At 36.9% G+C, this 18,504-nt stretch carries 15 protein-coding genes; all 15 read right to left on the bottom strand.

Annotated elements, in window-relative coordinates; genetic code table 11:
* Position 1: 1 nt before the first annotated feature.
* Entirely contained in the window at positions 2-991 is a 990-nt protein-coding gene (gene tssG, locus NRL14_RS14235) for a type VI secretion system baseplate subunit TssG (RefSeq protein ID WP_033028453.1), read from the bottom strand.
* Entirely contained in the window at positions 988-2,814 is a 1,827-nt protein-coding gene (tssF, locus tag NRL14_RS14230; protein WP_033028452.1) for a type VI secretion system baseplate subunit TssF, read from the bottom strand. The genes tssG and tssF overlap by 4 nt, the downstream gene beginning before the upstream one ends.
* Positions 2,811-3,296, bottom strand: a complete 486-nt coding sequence (gene tssE, locus NRL14_RS14225; protein WP_007377090.1) for a type VI secretion system baseplate subunit TssE — start codon at positions 3,294-3,296, stop codon at positions 2,811-2,813. Before tssE ends, tssF begins: the two co-directional genes overlap by 4 nt.
* Positions 3,297-3,313: 17 nt before the next feature.
* Positions 3,314-4,090: a type VI secretion system accessory protein TagJ gene (locus NRL14_RS14220; RefSeq protein WP_007377091.1), complete on the bottom strand. Its 777-nt coding sequence runs from the start codon at positions 4,088-4,090 to the stop codon at positions 3,314-3,316.
* 2 nt (positions 4,091-4,092) lie between these two features.
* Positions 4,093-5,619 (bottom strand): type VI secretion system contractile sheath large subunit, encoded by a 1,527-nt coding sequence (gene tssC / locus NRL14_RS14215; RefSeq protein WP_007377092.1) that lies wholly within the window; start codon positions 5,617-5,619, stop codon positions 4,093-4,095.
* Between the two features lie 36 nt (positions 5,620-5,655).
* On the bottom strand, positions 5,656-7,146 hold the full coding sequence (gene tssC, locus NRL14_RS14210) for a type VI secretion system contractile sheath large subunit (RefSeq protein ID WP_007377093.1): 1,491 nt from the start codon (positions 7,144-7,146) through the stop codon (positions 5,656-5,658).
* Positions 7,143-7,646, bottom strand: coding sequence for a type VI secretion system contractile sheath small subunit (gene tssB / locus NRL14_RS14205; protein ID WP_007377094.1), 504 nt, complete (start codon positions 7,644-7,646; stop codon positions 7,143-7,145). Before tssB ends, tssC (NRL14_RS14210) begins: the two co-directional genes overlap by 4 nt.
* Before the next feature lie 16 nt (positions 7,647-7,662).
* On the bottom strand, positions 7,663-8,778 hold the full coding sequence (gene tssA / locus NRL14_RS14200) for a type VI secretion system protein TssA (protein ID WP_007377095.1): 1,116 nt from the start codon (positions 8,776-8,778) through the stop codon (positions 7,663-7,665).
* 203 nt (positions 8,779-8,981) lie between these two features.
* Positions 8,982-9,779 (bottom strand): PP2C family serine/threonine-protein phosphatase, encoded by a 798-nt coding sequence (locus NRL14_RS14195; protein WP_007377096.1) that lies wholly within the window; start codon positions 9,777-9,779, stop codon positions 8,982-8,984.
* Complete coding sequence (gene tagF, locus NRL14_RS14190) at positions 9,772-10,500, bottom strand: type VI secretion system-associated protein TagF (protein WP_007377097.1); 729 nt, start codon at positions 10,498-10,500, stop codon at positions 9,772-9,774. The genes NRL14_RS14195 and tagF overlap by 8 nt, the downstream gene beginning before the upstream one ends.
* Positions 10,482-13,991, bottom strand: coding sequence for a type VI secretion system membrane subunit TssM (gene tssM / locus NRL14_RS14185; RefSeq protein ID WP_306724945.1), 3,510 nt, complete (start codon positions 13,989-13,991; stop codon positions 10,482-10,484). The genes tagF and tssM overlap by 19 nt, the downstream gene beginning before the upstream one ends.
* 10 nt (positions 13,992-14,001) lie before the next feature.
* On the bottom strand, positions 14,002-15,282 hold the full coding sequence (gene tssL / locus NRL14_RS14180) for a type VI secretion system protein TssL, long form (protein ID WP_033028450.1): 1,281 nt from the start codon (positions 15,280-15,282) through the stop codon (positions 14,002-14,004).
* Positions 15,283-15,301: 19 nt separating this feature from the next.
* Positions 15,302-16,630, bottom strand: a complete 1,329-nt coding sequence (tssK, locus tag NRL14_RS14175) for a type VI secretion system baseplate subunit TssK (RefSeq protein ID WP_306724944.1) — start codon at positions 16,628-16,630, stop codon at positions 15,302-15,304.
* 16 nt (positions 16,631-16,646) lie between these two features.
* Positions 16,647-17,111: a type VI secretion system lipoprotein TssJ gene (tssJ, locus tag NRL14_RS14170; protein ID WP_007377101.1), complete on the bottom strand. Its 465-nt coding sequence runs from the start codon at positions 17,109-17,111 to the stop codon at positions 16,647-16,649.
* 15 nt (positions 17,112-17,126) lie between these two features.
* Entirely contained in the window at positions 17,127-18,398 is a 1,272-nt protein-coding gene (gene tagH, locus NRL14_RS14165; protein WP_306724943.1) for a type VI secretion system-associated FHA domain protein TagH, read from the bottom strand.
* Positions 18,399-18,504: the final 106 nt, after the last annotated feature.

Raw genomic sequence — 18,504 nt, 5'->3', positions numbered from 1 at the left:
ATTATCCTTTAAACGATAACTTAGTAGGTTTATTTTTAAATGTGTTTTTACCGGCGCCTAAAAAACTATTAGCGCCTAGTTGACAATTATTTTTAGAAAGCGATACCGCCTCTAACTCATGAAAATCAGATTCAATAATTAACCGAAATTGAACTGAATTTCCGACATAATCTTTTATAATTTTATTGCTAAGCTCAAACAAAGACCCTTTAGGTAATAACGATTTAGCTTTCGAGGGGTCATCTGAAGAAATATGAATTTCAATGCTTGATGAAACATCCCATATTTGCTTACCAATCACAGTGTCAACACCTAAGCGTGCATGTTGCCCTTCAAAGAGTGCCTGACTAGCTAGGCGTGTTTGTTCTTGAGGCTTAAGATCATGCCACTGGCCAATCATTTGTTTAATCGCAACATCACACCCTAAATAAGAAGTAAGAATGCTTTTTAGATCCGATGCATTTCTTATCTTTCGGCTATATAAACCAGAAAAATGAAGTTGATGTTCGTTGTAACCTCCACTTAACAAACCTAAAATTTGTGTGTATGGGTCTTTATTCTTATCTTTATTTATATGATTCAGTGATGGTTTATATTTTTTCCAAGCTCTGTAATACAGAGAAATTAGGCGATGATTAAACATGTCGTAAAAATCACGCATAGTGGTGTCTTTATATCTCAGGCGTTGCATAACCAATTCACTGTAAAATTGTGGTAGCGCACCTGAGCAACCTGTTAAGCCCATAAAAGATACCTGCATATTTACTTTATGGAGGCCATCTTCAAAACTTGTTTCCTCTAATTTTGTAATCGCGTTACCTGGGTAACCAAACTTTTGAGTTGCCGTAAATTTAATAAGCTCGTGCTTTGGGTTACTATCGTAGCCTACGTGACGGTGCTCTAAGCCATCCTTTTTAAGCTGGTTTTCTATTATGAAAACGGCTTTATAAAAGTCTATTTGCGATGCTTGAGAAATAATATGCTTAATCATAAAAGAGGACTATCACCCACTCTAGCTGGCCACTGATAATATATTTGTTCTTGCTCTTTTAATCTGAGGCTAACACGCGTAAAGCTGTTAATTGCAGCAAATTGTGCAAAAAAATGGTCTAAAATAGAGGCAAAGAAAAACATGCCGCTGCCAGAAAAGTCATCATTAGCAAAGGTAATTTCAATATCACTCCCCGTTGCAAAACTCACCCTACCACTTTGTACTACTCGTGCAGTTGAAGAGGTAACTAATACTCTGTAGATATTGTCAATCATGCCTTTTGTCTGCGGTGAAGCTCTAAAATCATAAAGACGAAGGACTTCTTTTAATTTGACACATGCATCATCACCACTAAAAGCATCTAGTGTTAAATGATTAACTAATTGCCACCTTGTTGCGTCAGCTAAAATTGGCCTAACTGCATGCGTAAAAGGAATTAAACAGCGGATTTTTTTAATTACATCACCACGTTCAGGCATAAGTAGCCCAAGCTCATCATCGCCAAAAGGCATACTTGCAGGTAAATTTCGGTTACTGCAATTTGCACGAACAGTTAATACTGTATTTCCCTCACCGTATTCCATTGCACTGTTTTCAAACGTCGCATCTACAAGTGATAAAAATGTCTCAGTTCCTGATTCAACATAACCACCGGCCCAAGATGCAGTTTCTCTTCGTATGTGCCAGAACAAGTCTTCATGCCCCTGGTATTTAGGGTGCGTTTGTCCGTAAAAAGGGGATACAATCTGCTTATTCCCTTTATGATCAAAAGCAATTACTTCACAAAGGCCAATCACCTCAGATATTTCTGAGTCCATATAGCGGGGTGTTAATTTATACTCGTATTCACTTATTTCTGGTCGTATTGGCTCTAGCTCTTGCTCAAATAGATTAATAATTGGCGTACAACCAAGTAAAAACATATTTTTATCAACTTGTTTTTCAAGTTCAGCTGATTCTGTATCTAAGTAAAAATACAAAGTACATTGATTAGACTTTTTAGGCAGTGACGACTTAATTCCTTGTAACTCAAAAAATCTAAACTTCTCTGGGAAAGTAAAATTTTCAACTAATAAACGATAACCGGAAGAAGAGCGCTGTGAATAAGGAACAACGGCTTCGTTTGCGTCGAAACCAACAGCTTTAAGTTGATCTTTTGATACGTACTTAATCCCTTCTTCGCCATTATCAATCGCAACTCCAATACAATGCTTAAAAAGTAATTCATACACTTTTAACGTATGGTGCCATTGACCATTGATGAATATACGTAGTTTCTCAAGTCCTGTTTCTGCCAGCGACACACCTTTGTATTCACCAGTTAACTCAAGTTTAAATATTGATTTTGCTTTTTCATGCCACCTCGGTTTAGGCGCAACAAATGGGCTGTTGTCAAACTGAGCGCTTGTTATTTCTACAGGCCATAAGTAAGTTTCATAGCAGGTTTGAAACTTACATTGCTTCATAGATTCAACATTTGTTTCTACTTCACTCGCTCTAGGTATCACAATACCCGTGGTAGATAGGTTTTCGGCTTCTAACTTAACTATCGACATTGAGGGTATTGGTGCTTGATAATCTGGCAGCATCTGACCCAGTAAGGCATCCGTTAGTTCAGGGAAACTATCGTCTAACTTTTGTCTAATATTGGCGGTTAAAAAAGCAAAGGATTCTATTAGTCTCGATACATGAGGGTCTTCAATATGATCTTCACTAAGCTTTAATCGCCCCGCAACCTTAGGATATTTATCAGCAAAGTCTTTACCTAAATGGCGCACAAATGCTAATTCACGATTATAATACTTTAATAATTCATCGTTCATAAAGATGCCTCAATAATTTTCATGCCTAAGTTAACTGGCTCAACTTCAGAATCAAAACTAATGAATTCAGGCTCGGGATCAGCATACAAAAGCGCATTTATTCGCAAATTGAGTACTCTATTAATTGGCACTTCTTCATCAGTAAACACCTCAACCTCAAGAAATCGTGGTTCAAATTTTAAAATCGTATCTCTGACCGTCTCACACAATAATGTTCGTCCTTCATGAGAGCTTACTGACATACTCGAAAAGTCAGGAAGCCCATATGATAAGCAAGATGTTGTTAATTCATCATATTGTGATGGCCATGTATGCCATTGAATTCGCGCATTAAGCAACGCTTCTATGTCTCTTCGCACATTTTTTCTGAGTTCACTAATCGTTATCCCTTCGGTGCGAGAAGGTGCATCTTGAAAGTCGGGCTCATCATCGATAAGTTTATCGATAATTGATGCTTGAAGCTGTTGCTTATGTTCAATCATGATTATTCAAATATAAATTAGGCTGTTTCGAGTGCGTTTATTTTTAAGTTAGGAATAGTGATTGCCTCATCATTAACAAATAGCATTTTCATTCCTTTACCGATAATAAACTCGTCTTTAAGTTCTTCCCAATCAGACACTTGCCCTAACTTTTCAATGTCGCTGTTTGAATTTGCATAAACAAGCGGTAAATGAGCTGTACCTGATGGGCCATCTTTAATTGTTATTTCCACTCGTAACCAAATACTTTCAAGTAGTGATTCGTTAGGCTGTACTCTTAATGTTTCTATTTCATTAAAATTGGCTAAATAAAACTCGCCATTTGTACCTAACACTTCTAAATATGGGCCCAAGGTATCATCAAGATCTCGAATTCCAGTTGAATCATCTTGTGATATTGTAGCTCTAAGCGCTTCCATTTTTAGGGCTAACTCAGCGGCTTCATTAACTTCATTTTCGAGTAAAGCAACATGCATTTTTAAAAATAAAGTGTCGAGTTCATCTGCATCATGAAACAGTTTAGGAATTCCATTGCCTTGATAAAAATCAACTCTCGACTGCTGGGCACGAATTAAGTGACGAAGGTTGACCGCACCAACGGCAAATTCTGGGTTCTTTTGAACCATAAAATCTAATTGTTTATCTGCTTTTTCAAGTTCACCATTAATACAAAGTAGCTCTGCGTAAATACTTCTAATATCAAAGTTTAAAGGTTCATCTTGCAACTCAGTTGCGCAGCATGACAATGCATCAGTGAGTTTCCCCTCACGAATTAAGCTATGTATTTTTTTCATTACTATTCCTTTATTTTATGGTGAGGACTAAGCTCAGTTATTAATTTAATGCTAGAAACCATTTGATCTAATTGAAAGTGTGGTTGTAACTGCAAAACAGAAAAGTAATGCCCTGGATTAGCCTTATTTTCACTAACTTTTATCTTTGCATTACTTAATGGGTATTTGCTTCTGATTTGCTCAGAAGCTGAATCTGATGCTGTGGTATAGTTATTTACCCAAGCCTGTAAATCTCTTTCACATGCTTGCGCAGTACTGTATGAGCCTACGCGATCACGTGCTAATAATTTTAAATAGTGCGCAAAACGAGAAACACACAATATATACTGCAGCATTGAAGATAAACGCGCATTTATATTTGCAGCACTTGAGTCATAATTTTTTGCTTTTTGAACAGACGCATTACTATAAAAAACAATGTGTTCTGTATTTGTAACCGATGAAGCAGGAATAAAACCAAGCTCAGAAAACTGTTTCTCAAACTTACTTGTTACCAATAAATTCAAAGGCGGTTTAGCCTCTTTTTGATATGTATCATTAGCAAAATTGTCTCGTGCTAGCCCTGTCACTAACCCTTTTGAAACTTTCCCTGGTTCAATGCCACGAATATGACCAAACCAGCCACTCTCACAGTAAGCTCTTATTATTGTTGATACGAACTGGAAAGAAGCATTTCCCCAAAGCATATCTGTTTCAGGGTCAACAATTTGCTCTTTAAAATAAAAATCTTGATGGCGTTTGCCGTCATTACTATAAGGTGGCCTAACGAGGACATGCGGTAATGTAAAGCCGATAAATCGCGACTCTTCCATCTTTCTAAAGCTCTGCCACTTTGCATATTCAGGCTGTTCAAAATGATTAAAAAGATCGGAGTAATAACCTAAGTCAGAAAAACTATCAGCGCCAAATAAATTGGGTGAAGCGGAACAGATGAAAGGAGAAAAAGCGGCAGCCGCCGTTCTTGATATCTCTTTTATTGTATCAATATCGTTGTAAGTCGTTCCTTCAGAAAAGGTATTTGTTATTTCGTAATCGCCAATAACAACCCCAAAAGGTTCTCCCCCGGCACTATCAAACTCGCTTTGATATAATAATTGGAAAAACATGCTTTGATCAAAATCAATCGCTTTATTTACATCCTTAGATAAGGTCATCCAATTACAGTTTAATACTTTTACTTTTACTTTATTTTCTTTATCGTATTGCTCGCTCTGCAATAAAAGCCACCACATATTACGCCAGCTAGCTTCTAATTTTTGAAAGCGTTTGTCATGAATAATTATATTTAGTTGTTTAGATATCAGCTGATCAAGCTCAACTATAATACGTTGTAGATAGGGACCTAAAGACTCCTTATTCCATGAAATAGGTGAATCAGAAGAGCCTTCAAGCCATAATAATAATGCTTTATCTAGGTTTTTTTCGTTTAAAAACCTATCAAGCAAAGCTTCATTATCACTTATTCGAGACTGCGACTTTTGTTGAAAAGTGAAGTCTTGATTTATAAATGAAAACTCTTCGTGATTCATTCTAATGCATTATCCTTAACGCTAGAGAGAGGTTAGTTAACCAATCTCAGGAATTTTAGCTACAAGGCGTAAAGAAGAAGTAAGCTCTTCCATTTGTAACCAAGGTTTTAACCAGGCAACAGCATTGTAAGCACCAGGTTGACCTGGAATTTCTTTAACCGATACTTTTGCATCAGCTAAAGGGTAACGTGCTCTAATATCTTGACCACCGCCCTCTGTCGCATTAACGTAAGATAGTATCCAACGATTTAACCAAGATTCAACGTCTTCTGCTTCCATAAAGCTACCAATTTTGTCACGAGCCATCACTTTTAAGTAATGCGCAAAACGAGACGTCGCCATTAAGTATGGTAATCGAGCTGAAATTGCAGCATTAGCAGTCGCATCTGGTGTAGAGTAAATTTGTGGTTTTTGACAACTTTGACCACCAAAAAACACAGCATAATCAGTATTTTTATAATGACAAAGTGGTAAAAACCCTAATTTGCTTAGCTCTGCTTCGCGACGATCTGTTATACCAATTTCAGTCGGACATTTTAGATCTGGGTCGCCGTCATCACTAGTGAAAATATGTGTTGGTAGGCCTTCTACTTTACCGCCACCTTCAGCACCACGAATAGCAGTACAAAAGCCGTATTGAGCAAAAGCTTTTGTCATATTTGTTGCCATAGCGTACGCTGCGTTGCTCCAGCAATAGTCTTTATTTTCAGTACTGACCGAACGACCATCTTTAGGCTCAACTTCAAACTCTTCGTAGTTAAACTCTTCCACTGGCTTCGAAGCAGCACCGTACGGCAGGCGAGATAAGAAACGAGGCATTGTTAAAGATACAAAACGTGAATCGTCACTGTCTCTAAATGAGCGCCATTTTGTATACTCTAATGATTCAAAGACTTTTTCTAAATCGCGAGGTTTTGTCAATTCTTCCCAGTTATCGAAACCAAATAATGATGGCGACGATGCCGCAATAAATGGACAGAAGCCTGCAGCTGCAACATTAGACATTAAACTAAGTGCTTCAACATCTTCAGGATGATTAGTAAATTCGAAATCGCCAACGATTGTGCCGTAAGGTTCACCACCTGGTGTGCCAAATTCAGCTTCGTATATTTTCTTAAACGTCTGGCTTTGATCAAATTCAACCGCTTTACTTAAATCTTTATGAAGTTCTTTTTTCTTCATATTTAAAACACGAATTTTAAGTGTGCCACTTGTTTCTGAGTTCATCACTAGGTGATGTAATCCACGCCATGAACCTTCAAGCTTTTGAAATTCATCACTGTGCATAACAACACTTAGCTGCTTTGATATTTTTTGATCGATTAATTGAATTGCTTCATTAAACGTCACAGTCATGTTTTTATTCCACTGGACTGTCCCTTTCAAGGCTTCTTCAGTCAGTGTTTTAAGTAACTCTTCTGCGCGACTCGCATCTGTTTGCTTAGTTGCACCAATAGCTTGTTCAAGTAAAGATGAACTCACTTCAGTCGTTGACTCTAATTCTGTACTTAGTTGCTCTGTACTCATTTTTCAGTCTCCTCTAATTTAAGCTCTTTAGCGATAGAGTCTAAACTTGCGGTATTACTAAGTACTTCTTCTAATACATTTTCAAGTTCTTCTGAGCGGTCAATTTTAGTCATTAGGTCGCGTAGTTTATTACGTGTTTCCATTAATTTACGTAATGGTTCAACCTGATTTACAACAGCTGCTGGCTCAAAGTCATCAATCGATTTAAAGTTAAGCTTAACTTCAAACTGAGAACCTTCATCATTTAATGTATTGTCGACTAATAAATTCAGAGAAGGACTCATACGCTTTAAAACATCATTAAAGTTGTCGCGATCTATTTGTATAAATCGTCTGTCTTTAAGTGGCTTTAAGGCATCAGCATTATCTCCTGAAAAGTCCCCCATCACACCAACAACAAATGGTAATTCTTTTTTAACCGCTGCGCCTTCAGTTTCCACATCATAAGTGATATGTACTCTAGGCTTACGAACTCGTTTTAATTTATCATGGATACTCATTGAGAACTCCTTTTACTTATGTTTCAGTTTCGCTGATTTTAATGCCAGACAACTTAAAGTACCCAGTCCTAGCATCACTATCTGTAATTAGTTCATTTAATAACTCAGGTAGCGATAATTCGCTCCATCGAATTACTTGTTCTATCGTGTACGACATCGGCGAGTGAGGCTCTGTTTTTCTAAAGAATGTGGCTATTTCTTTTAGTTTACTTATTGCATTTTCTCTAGAATTAATCTCATTGCTATTCGCTTTTTCAACTACGCCTTCGACTCCCGCATCGTTCTCAGTTTCTAGCTCAACATTTTCACTAGCATTCTTTTCAGCTAGCGCTTGTTCTGCCGCTTCAAGCTTATCTGCAGCAACGTGTTTTAGTGCCGCCAAACTCACTTCAAGTGCCTGTTTTATATTAGAAGTCGGCTGTGGTTGACCTGTCACTCTGTCCATTACTTCACTAAGCGTGGAAAATTGCTCAATCGCTTCTTCAATATCTAACTTTAGAGAGACAAAAAAATCAGTACTGGTTTCTGCCGCACTTTTTTCTATTAATTCGAAGTCAACTGCACCTTGAGTAATTTTTTTCTCTCTTTTATCATCACTCAAACGAGAAACATCATATCCTTGTTGATATTCCCAAAAAGAATAAGAATTCATACTTACACTATCAGTTAAGTAAATACTCTTTATTGGTATGATCAACGTACCTTCACCCGCAGAGCCATTTAACCCCACTAGTGCTGATACTTTATCCCAAATTTCATCATCTGAGTCGAGTGTAGGGTATAAATCGTCAAAGTGATTTTCAATTAGGTTATGAGCAACTTTAAAGCCAAACGCCAAGCCTTTAAAGCCGTAAATACGACACATTGCTTCAATTAGCCATGCCAAATATTCAATATCTTTGCTTTCGGTTTTTATTGCTTTGCTACATTGCTCAAGGAGAGGTAACCAGTCTCGCGACAAAGAGGAGATACCTTGCTCATCAACCAATGCATTTCTTTCAGCCGCTCGGAGCTGATTTCTCAAATCTTTTAAAGCATAATATGTAGACGTAGGAGAGACATCTGAGCGGGGATCAATACCTGCAATCTCAGTGTCTGAAATAGGGGAGATATATTCATCTAATAAAAACATTCCATTGTCCTAATAATTATCCATAAAACTCCAATAAAGCGGAGCGGATTTTATATTACATTCTTTATATTAAAATACAAGCTTAGTTACAATTGTGTTTAAAAATTCATTATTGCCAATATATAAACAATCAATTTTTAGTATACTTTCAAATAACATCATTTAAATAATTTAAAACAATCTTATTTAAAATAATCAATATGTTATTTAGTAAATAAAGGAATCGTCGCCTCATCCATATTATTAATCGCATTAATATCTTGATTATCTTTTGTTTCATCATATTTAATTAAAATACATGTCACATTATCTCTTGCACCTCGAACTAAAGAAGAGTGCATTAATGCCATACCCGAATCAATAATACTATTTGGTTCTAAAGACATGCATATATCGTCATCAGATAATTCTCCAGTTAGCCCATCAGAACAAAGTAAAAATATATCACCGGTTCTTATTTTATCTTTAATAACATCCACTTTTACATTTTCCATAACACCAACTGCGCGTGTTATTACATTAGATAGAGGATGATTTTTCGCTTCTTCAACAGAAATAACCCCTTCATCAATCAAGTCATTTACTTGACTATGATCTCTTGATATCTGCTGAAGCTCACCATCACGTAATAAGTAGGCTCTGCTATCACCAGCCCATAAAATATGGTAGTTCCCATCTTTTAAAAATAACGCAGTAACCGTACTGCCCGCCGTTTTATTATCTAGATAAGAAGCACTGTATTCACTGAGCTGTCTATTTGCTTCTTCAATCGCCCCCACAATATGAGAAATACTTAAAACATCTAATTCAAGCTCTTGAACTTTTGTCCTAATAACATCAACAACTAACTGGCTTGCGACTTCACCGGCTTCATGGCCTCCCATGCCATCAGCAACAACCCACAGGTTATGACTATTAATTTCTACATGGGCATCTTCATTTAGTTGCCTAACAACACCTCGGTGGGTAATGGCATAACTTGTACAAAATTTACTAATCACTATTTTTTACCTGCGTATAATTCCATTCCCAATGTTTCCACCTACCATCTAACATGGCTGCAACTTGATTTACAGGAGGTAGTGCAGATGTAATAAGCACCATTGGTTTGATGTTAAATGAACCATGTGTCCACCAAACGCTATAATCACCATGTTTCTTATGTAATATGGCATGCATTGCATCTTCTAAAACATTATCTGACAGCTCAGTACCTGAAAATTCAAACGCCTCACCCGCTTTGTTTTTATCGGGTGAATGAGAATAGCTGACCTGCTTTTTTTCAGCCGTCATTATATTAAGCGTTTGGGTGACCTCTTTTCTCCACGAAAAAAGATCAACCGAGCCCTCTAATACTTTTAAAACCACATCTTCATACTCTAAAGAAAACACGCCTGAGTTTAATATAGCAATAGGGTCACTTTGCGTCTCACTCAATAGAGTAAAAGGATAATGCCTTCCAACCGCATCCATACTCGGTATTATGGTTCCCATAACCCCGTTGTCGCCAACTATATTAGGGCTCAAGGCAAAGTGCCAGACAGGCGCTACCAAGTAATTATCCTGCCATGCTTCTCCTAGCTGCTCCTTACTAACAGCAATGGCTGCTTGTAACCATTGCTCCCAATGCTCAGAAAATGCCTTAGAAACGTTATCTTGAACAAAGTCGCCTAAAGAGGGCACTTTACCAAGATAACCTATATTTATAATCGTGTCGGACATGAAAACTTCTCTACGCTTGTATTCCAAAATGGATGTCTGATTGATTTAGGCAACAATTCGACTTTTGCATTATTTCCCATAATTGAAAAGTGCAGCTCTAGATCGTTACGAGTTTGGCTTCTTTTTTCGCTAAGCTCATCAAGCATTCTATAAAGTGACCATTCACCCTGATAAGTTGTGTTAATTGAGCGGCCACCATTTGGAGGCGTAAACACCACTCTTGTTTTACTTTGACCAGATGCTCCAGGCCAAATAAAATTTGTTACTTTTAATGGACCATGTCGGTAAGTCATTGACTGTCCATCAATTTCTATCATAAGGCTAGACACTGTTTTATCCAGTTTAAATGTTCGTAAACCAAATTCTATTCGAGGGGTATTACTTCCACCATCAAAAAAAGCGGTTTGGATTTGATAAGCATGTTCAAACATTTTTAATGTTTCACTGCTAATACCAATGTCTTTTTCAAACTTCCATGGACTTGAGCTTATATCAACGCTAGGCGCAACATAGCTATTGAAAAAGCTATCAATGGTTCCACTTGGTCCAAAAAAGCGAGCAAAGTCTTTCATATTTACTTCTTTATCTGCCTGTGGAGAGAAAGGGTACCTTCCCACAATCGCAGCATTGTATTCTCTTAAAACTTTGCTTTTCCAAATTTCGTTCAGGTGCCTGTTTGCACTATTTTTGGTGATATTACTAGTGTCTCTGCTTATATCTAATAACCAGCTATTAAATGGATAAGGTAAATCTCGACTTTGAAACTCTAATTGACGTATAAAGCTTGGTTTACTCTTACCACTAATTTGATCTTTTATTGAATATTTAAGCTGATCGCCTCGATCGAGCTTGGTTAAATAAATATTAAGCTCTCGCAGATTTTTCTGAATATTATCGAGCTGTTGAGAATCAATGTTTATCACATCTTCAAATGCTTCTTCGACTTGGTAACCTGGCAACTTTATGTCGAACTTAGGCGCTTCGTCAGGTAAAAATCGCTTGATCCTATTTGCTTTCGTTTGCATTGCAATTTCAGCAGCATTAGCAGCCAGTTTACCTGCTACTTTTTGATTTTCCGATACCGGTAGTTTTGTCAGCTGAACATTCTTTTGAACTGCAGTAATAATATTTTTAATTGGCGCTTCTGAACCCGCTAATACATCCGTAATATTAACGCCCTCTGCCGGTGAGCTATATTGATTAAGACTTAAGTCATCTAAGAACGACTGCCAATAATGAATATAGTCTTGAAAATAACGCTGCTCTAATTTCTTTTCTATTTCATCTTTTGAAATATCGTAAGTGCCTGATGCTTCTTCACCATACACCCAACTACTGGCCATTAAATTACCTAACATTTTACTTTTTTCAACGTTAAAAATACCGTGAAATCCATTAAATGTGTACAACCCAGGGATATTTCTAGTTAGCTCACCATTATTACGAAACGTAAATTTTTGCGCACTTTCAAAGCTAACAATATCGGTTAATCTAAACGGCGGAATACTACTATTAAGAAAGTCAGCTTGCAGACGTTGATACGCTCTTTCTGCTATAGGCAACTTAGTTAATTCAGCGCGTGCAGTTCGTACAGCTTGGTTATCAACATCAGTTTGATTAATACCTTTGTTCAACAAAGCTGAAATATGACCCATTAATTCATCTCTAATTTGAATACTCTTATCACCCGGAAGGTTTCTTTCTAAGTAAGCATCAAACCATGCTGTAATGTCTTCACTTTCAAAATACTCTGGTTGAAATAGCATTAAATAACACTTCAAAGTCTCATATAAATAACTAAGGTGCTCTGGATGGGCTGCCATTTCTTTTATAAGGGTATTGCTGATAAATGGTTCTAAATAAGTTTGTAAAGAACGATCGTAAGCATTAACAGAAGATGCTTTAATTTCATTTAATTTATTAAAACCAAATGATGGTGACTCTTCCGAGTCCATTAAAAATGGCGCACTTGCTGGTAAATTTCTCAGCGCGTTTAACCTATCATTTAAAACCACTAAGTTATTTCGATCAAATGACGCTGAATCAAGCTCTTGATATGTCGAAATAGCCTCTTCAGTTTCTGCAATTAGATTACTATTCCATGCAAAACTAAAGTACCAAGAAATTGAAAAGCCAAATAGCGCAATAACAGCTAATGAGATACTAGCAACGCGTAGCCATTTATTTTGTTTGTCGTGATGTTTATTTGTACTTGCTAAATTTTGCTCTGGAAAAATCACGCTTTCTAAAACATTTTTTATAAAAAAGCTTTTTGATTGATTGATATAATCTGTTTTACCTGAGTTAACATCATTCAAAAAGCTAGAAGGCGTTCCTTCTTGAGTTGCGCTCGTTAAGTAAACGCCCCTAAACATGGGCAGCTCTTCATATGCATTAGGTGTAAATATTTCTTTTAAAAAGCCATCAGCGACACCTTGAAGTACTCTTAGCTGCCTAGGGAATTCGAATATTTTAGCTCTAATCGCTTCGTTTCTTTCATTTATCAATCTGCGATTAAGCATTTCTGTTAATTTAGAAATTAAAGTATGAAATTCTTTATTAAACGCTTCTACCTGGGTGTCTTTAGCAAGATCAAGCTCAAAGGTAACTCCCCATACTTGTTCACATTCTTCTTCCGTTAATTCGCCAAAAAATTCTCTGAATCCTTCAATTAAATCAACCTTAGAAAAAATAACATAGACAGGAAATGTCATCCCAAGCTGATTTTGAAGCTCTTGTAGCCGTTGCTTTATTGCACGTGCATGCAAGTTACGCTCAGTTTTAGTCTGACTCATCAACTCAGATATACCCATGCTGATCATCACACCATTAATTGGCCTAAGTGGACGATACTTTCGCAATAGACCTAAAAACCCTTCCCATGCTCGTGAGTCATGTTTTGCATGACTATTTTGAGTTGTATACCTACCGGCGGTATCGATCAATACCGCTTTATTAGTAAACCACCAATCACAATTTCGTGTACCACCGATGCCATGAACTAAATCAACGCCCAGTTTATCTTTTAATGGATAATCCAATCCTGAATTATTAATAACGGTTGTTTTACCCGCGCCAGGAGGGCCGATCATTATGTACCACGGCAACTGGTAAATATTTTTACCTTTGAACAACTTAACATCTTTTAACAAGTCGATAGCTTCATTCATTCTTGTTTTTAGAGTCGTGATTTCTTCGTTTACTTCACTGCCGCCTGAGTCATCGCTATCGATTAACTCATCAGCCATTTTTTCATCTCTTTTATTTTGCTGCACAAGACGATAAATTTTCGTCACAGAAAAGAGCAATAATATAAGCAATATTGTTAGCAACCTTGCAGCAATACTTGCTAAAGGGACGTAATCTGCCACTGCAATTAAAGGACCACCAAACCAAATCAATAATGATAAAGCTAGGAAACCTATAATTAGCATCGCGGTACGAGATGTAAGAGCGTATGTCATTTTTTTAAATTTTTGCGAGAAACTCATATCAGCCTCATTAAAATAATAGATCGATTTCAATTCGTCGGTTCAATGACCTAGAAGCTGAATCTGAATTGCTGGCGATTGGCTCTGCGGCCCCTTTACCTTCAGGCCATAAACGGCCACTAAGGTTAGTACTTTTAGCCATAGAATTAGCAACTTGTGTTGCTCTAGCTAAAGAAAGGTGCCAATTTGAGGGGTATCTGTCGGTACTAATAGGCGTGTCGTCTGTGTGACCCGTAATTAATATTCTGCCTTTTGTTCCCTCTAAACTAAGTGCAAGTTTCTCAAGAATAGGCTGAAAAGAAGGCAGTAACTGTGAATTACCTTGATTAAACAAACTTTCACTTTTGATGGAAATTCTGATCCGATCATTACTTTTTTTAACAACCACAATCCCCCTCTGTATTTCGGTTTGTAGTAGCTGCTCTAAAACTAATAGTTGCTGGTCTTTTTTATCGACAGTTTGCTCATTTGCGAGTGGATGAATAACGGCAAGTTTTTCATTGATAGCAAAAACATCATCATTGAGTTTCATATTGATAAATAAATAAACGGCAAGTAACACGAGCCCTAAAACAGAAAAAATCACCCAAAGCGGTACTTGATTTCTAAGTTCAACACCTGCAGCAACTCGCTCCTTCCAATTAGGTGATAACTTGTTATTGATTGGCCCATCTAATTGATTTAAAAGGTGGTACATCTGAGAACGGTATTCTTCAACTTTATTATCACCAACAGTATCTAATCTATATTTGCCCTTAAAACCAAGGTTTAAACAATGATACTGTAACTCTAAAAATTGCTTGTTTTTTTCAGGTTGTAACAGCGCGTCATCGAGTAATGTATAAAAATATTCACCACCAAATGTTTCTTTATGGAATGTAGATAATAAGCTTTCATCTGCCCATTCCATTGAGCTCCATTTTGAATTTAATACCGATTCATCGAGAATAGCACATAGGCAGTAGCGCGCATTGTTGATGATATCTTTAGATAAATTTTGGTTGCGAACTTCAACTTCAAACCGCTTTATGGCCTCAACACAACGATGTTTTAAAGCTGCTAAATTTGTCATTTCGGCTGATTGACTAATAGATATGACTATTGAAAAACAGTCAGTTGCAGCTTCTAAAAGAGGGTTTTTAAAGATAGACACTTTGACGCTACTTGGTAGCTTTGTCGATGGCGATTCGACAGACATCACCGTTTTATCAGCATCACTGTCAGTATTTGCTTTACTAGAGGTATCACGTCCTAATCTACCAGGGCGTGGTTTGATAATGGTTTCGTCCATTGAAACTCTTCCTTTAAAATTAAGTTCTAATTGCCCAAAGGCTTAATTGTAGTTCTGGGTAGCTACCTGATAAATGAATGGCAATTCCGCCACTAGAGCGCAACTTATCCCAATGCTCTCCCTGCTTATTTAATTCAAAATAATGGAAACCTGCATGATATGGGATTTGTCTTGGGGCTGTAGGTAAACTACTGATTGTTATTCCTGGTATTTGGTTATTAACAAGATCACGTATAGTTTCTACGCTGCCTATTTTTATCTGTGATGGCAGTATTTTACGTAACTCTTCATGCGGGACACTTGCTTTTATTGCTAGAATAAATTGAGCTGAATTTAGCACCGACTTATCGTTTAATGCACCAAATGAAATTCCAAATTTACTTTGTTCTAACTTTATTTCAGTTGCTGTTTGCTCAATAACATGACTCAACGACTGATATAAGAAGTTAACGACTTCGCTAAACACTTGACCCAAGTTTTTATGATCGTATTTAGGGAGCTTAGGAACTCGTTTATTAACAGTACTAAACGTCGACAGCTCTCCGGCAAGCTCAATCAACCTAATATACAAGATATTTGGATGGATATTATTGACTGATAATAAGTTGTCAAATACTGCATCATACTTATTCAATGTTTGCAGCATAATAAAGTCGGCAACTGATGTACTTCCTGCATATCCTTGACACAATCTAACGGCGATGCTTTCTGAGCGCTGTTTGATCATTGAACCAATTTCGCGAACAAGACCCAAAAGAGGCTTGCATTGCCCTACTTTTAAAGATGCCGGTATATACTTATTATCTAACTTTATTTGCCCTTCATTACTAACGTCTAGAATTCTTGCTAAAGGCAGCAATATATAACCAGAGTGATCATCAGAGGAAAGTACTAACTTACTATATATTTTAGCGACTTGAATAACTTCTTGAGATTGCGCCCCCACTAAATCGTCACTCACTGATAAATCATTCAATTTATAACGAGTTACAATATTTTCTTCTGGGGCAGATAAGTTTATGCCGCTATTTTTCAATGCCGGTATTGCAAGATAAACTATCTCGTCATATATATCTTTGCCGACCACTAATGGCTCAGGCAAAGAAGTTGACTGAGGCATATCTATCGGTAGTAAATCTGGGGTAATTGCCGACAGTGATTCAATCGCAAATTGACCCGATTTTAGCAGTTCAGTATCAATTGCTACCTCAAGTATTCCCCAAGGATCTGCAAGGTTACCACTGCACACTTGTTGGATTACATTCGCAATATGTTTATCTGATTGCTGGAAGTGTTGCGGCCTTAAAAACATCCCTTCAGTCCAAGCAACACGAGTGTTATCACCCATTTTACAAATCCTTTTTTTATTTCTCTCTCATGTATGTAGCAATAGCTTCTACATTGACATTTATATCATCATAACCGGTAGGATCAACTTCAATTACAGCTCTCCATCTTGCCTGATCAATGTTTCTATAAGCAACCACAACCCCCACATAGCGAGTGTTTCGATTGAGACTCATTTTATATTTTTGTACTGTATTTGGCTGTAATTCAAGCTCGTCTTTTTTTAACAGATCAGGCCCTAATAATTTTTCAGGCGTATCGTAAAGGCTAAAAAAATCTTGTGTATCAAAAATAGTTCGAGAACTAAGTTCAAATATTTTCATAACTACAGGTGAAGGTCTATCCGACGTATCAGGATTAACATTCTTAGATACATTAATAATCAGATCTGTTGAAGGCGGAACAAGTTTATTAACGGTAGAACATCCTAGTACTAAAAATAGTAAACTAAAACTCATTAAGTAGAGCTTAATTTTATACATTGTTTAATTTCCTTTCTAAAGCGTTTCTTTAAGTCTATCGTTGTATGCCTTTAAAAAATCATCTGACATAGCCATTGCCCCTTTGGAACTAACGTCTTGTGACAAATCATCATGTAAACTCTGATATAACTTCCAGCATTTAGATTCAATTTGCCCAGGGATAATTTTTAATACGTTAGAATTATCATTTGCTTGCTGACTTATCTGTTGGGGAGAAACTTGGTCTAATATCCCTTTAAGTACACCATCTGCACCGGCTAATAACGCATGTTCGTGCCTGCGAGAGTCAATAAAGCTTTCATTTATCGACTCCTTAGACGAAAGGAAGCTTGCACTATTCCTTATGAATAAATTCTGAATAACGTCATCTATATTAGCAGAAAATTTTAAAGGGTTGTTTTGTTCAGTTTGAAACATTGTATGATTTAACCTCAATTGACTTTTTACATGCGCTCTTTGACGTAAAGAGTCCATAAGGCCATTGAGTAATAAATTAAGGCCTTGCCCCATTTCAAACCAATGCTTTTCTGTATTTAACGAATTTTGTACTTCAGGCTTTATATTTAAACCTTTTAAAAATGCATCAGATAACGCAGTACTGTTTTTTGCAGCTATTTTTGGTGATGCAGTCTCGACAGTTTGTTCTTTAGGGGCTATTTTTCGACTTTCCGATTGTACTCGTGGAGAATTCGTTTTTAACTCTTGAACATTCGCAGAGTCATGTTTTGATGCATCGGAGTGTTCTGGGTTCATCAGGCGTGATAAATCATCCCAATCTTCTGGGATCTGGTTACCTGAGTTCAAAAAGGGCTCTTGCACCATAGAAACTCCAGGCATTGATTCATCTAAAATAGATTCGTCTAAAAACTGATGCGATTGTGAAAATGAATCTTTACTATCCGCACGGTAATTATTATCACTGTTTTGACTGGCCGAAAAATCGGTATTACTCACTGGTGAAACGCGATCATCAACCAACTTAACATCAATTTGAAAGTCGCCAATAGTTAATACGTCACTGTCAGCAAGAACCTGCCTATTTCCTTGACCAAGTGGGGTTACAGCAAAGTTTATAAAGGTGCCATTCGTTGAATTATCGTAAATATAAAAAGAATCACCTTCTTTTACGATTTGTCCGTGTTTACTTGATATTATTTTTTCAGGATCGGGCAGATGCCAATCACAAGCCTCAGAGCGACCAAAGATGAGTTTATCTACTACAGTCTTAGATGCTTCAATTTCAGGTGAGAGTCTATGATAACTAGTTATGTTTAGTATCAGTTCCATTTGATAAGTCAGTCCCTTAAATCTTTATTGTCGGTAGGATAAAGTAGAAGAGAAACTATTGTCAACATTGAAATTAATATATAAATATAGACTGACTTTTATTGAG

This window comes from Pseudoalteromonas sp. 20-92 (assembly GCF_030847595.1).
Taxonomy (GTDB): Bacteria; Pseudomonadota; Gammaproteobacteria; order Enterobacterales; family Alteromonadaceae; genus Pseudoalteromonas; species Pseudoalteromonas fuliginea.
Note: the sequence above shows the minus strand (reverse complement) of the source record. Positions and strands in the feature narration are given on the sequence as shown.

Bases quoted from the DNA above. Each gene is read 5' to 3' on its own strand.
- tssG (WP_033028453.1), bottom strand. From the start codon at position 991: ATGATTAAGCATATTATTTCTCAAGCATCGCAAATAGACTTTTATAAA.
- tssF (WP_033028452.1), bottom strand. From the start codon at position 2,814: ATGAACGATGAATTATTAAAGTATTATAATCGTGAATTAGCATTTGTG.
- tssE (WP_007377090.1), bottom strand. From the start codon at position 3,296: ATGATTGAACATAAGCAACAGCTTCAAGCATCAATTATCGATAAACTT.
- NRL14_RS14220 (WP_007377091.1), bottom strand. From the start codon at position 4,090: ATGAAAAAAATACATAGCTTAATTCGTGAGGGGAAACTCACTGATGCA.
- tssC (WP_007377092.1), bottom strand. From the start codon at position 5,619: ATGAATCACGAAGAGTTTTCATTTATAAATCAAGACTTCACTTTTCAA.
- tssC (WP_007377093.1), bottom strand. From the start codon at position 7,146: ATGAGTACAGAGCAACTAAGTACAGAATTAGAGTCAACGACTGAAGTG.
- tssB (WP_007377094.1), bottom strand. From the start codon at position 7,646: ATGAGTATCCATGATAAATTAAAACGAGTTCGTAAGCCTAGAGTACAT.
- tssA (WP_007377095.1), bottom strand. From the start codon at position 8,778: ATGTTTTTATTAGATGAATATATCTCCCCTATTTCAGACACTGAGATT.
- tagF (WP_007377097.1), bottom strand. From the start codon at position 10,500: ATGTCCGACACGATTATAAATATAGGTTATCTTGGTAAAGTGCCCTCT.
- tssM (WP_306724945.1), bottom strand. From the start codon at position 13,991: ATGAGTTTCTCGCAAAAATTTAAAAAAATGACATACGCTCTTACATCT.
- tssL (WP_033028450.1), bottom strand. From the start codon at position 15,282: ATGGACGAAACCATTATCAAACCACGCCCTGGTAGATTAGGACGTGAT.
- tssK (WP_306724944.1), bottom strand. From the start codon at position 16,630: ATGGGTGATAACACTCGTGTTGCTTGGACTGAAGGGATGTTTTTAAGG.
- tssJ (WP_007377101.1), bottom strand. From the start codon at position 17,111: ATGTATAAAATTAAGCTCTACTTAATGAGTTTTAGTTTACTATTTTTA.
- tagH (WP_306724943.1), bottom strand. From the start codon at position 18,398: ATGGAACTGATACTAAACATAACTAGTTATCATAGACTCTCACCTGAA.